Genomic DNA, 582 nt, shown 5'->3' on the forward strand with positions numbered 1-582 from the left:
GAAAACCAGGGGCGATTCATGGAGCTGTCGCGGTTTATCCGCATATGCGTACCCGCTTCGCGCATTGACCTGTTTGACCCTCTGTCGCATGAGCTCGATTCCCTTGTGGTGATTACCCAGAAGACGAACTGCAGAGAGAACTTCTGGAGGTACTTGTTGATAGTCGTCGGGCCCTTTCCTGGGTCCAGTAACGCCACCTTGAACCTGACCAAACCTTGCGGTGAGCAGTGCGAAGTCTTCAAATAATATTCTTCATCTTAACGACGATCTTGCCCTTGGAGCGTCCTTGCACCAGGTATTCGATGGCCTCTTTGGCCTCGCCAAACGGAGACACCTTGTCGATCACTGGCCGAATTCGTTCCTGGCTCAGCAAGATGACGATTTCAGATAATTGATCACCATCGGGGCGTACGAACAGGGAGGAATAGGAAACTTCCCGCTTCGCCGCGAGTCTCATGATCTTGCGCCTCATCAGGCCGAAGACGAACCTCATGGTGAAGGTAAGACCACTGGCACTAGCACTGGCACTGGCACTGGCACTGGCACTGGCACTGGCACTGGCACTGGTACTGGTACTGGTAC

2 protein-coding genes are annotated in these 582 nt (G+C 53.8%); one reads left to right on the forward strand and one right to left on the reverse strand.

Annotated elements, in window-relative coordinates; all coding sequences use genetic code 11:
- Positions 1-246, forward strand: a 246-nt coding sequence (locus BN1120_RS21675; RefSeq protein WP_042014858.1) for a hypothetical protein, incomplete at its 5' end; no start/stop codon positions are given.
- Here BN1120_RS21675 and BN1120_RS21680 read toward each other — a convergent pair.
- Positions 239-493: a zinc-binding dehydrogenase gene (locus BN1120_RS21680; RefSeq protein ID WP_323922716.1), complete on the reverse strand. Its 255-nt coding sequence runs from the start codon at positions 491-493 to the stop codon at positions 239-241. The two genes, BN1120_RS21675 and BN1120_RS21680, sit on opposite strands and share 8 nt — an antisense overlap.
- Positions 494-582: the final 89 nt, after the last annotated feature.

This window comes from Aeromonas caviae, assembly GCF_000819785.1.
Lineage (GTDB): Bacteria > Pseudomonadota > Gammaproteobacteria > Enterobacterales > Aeromonadaceae > Aeromonas > Aeromonas caviae.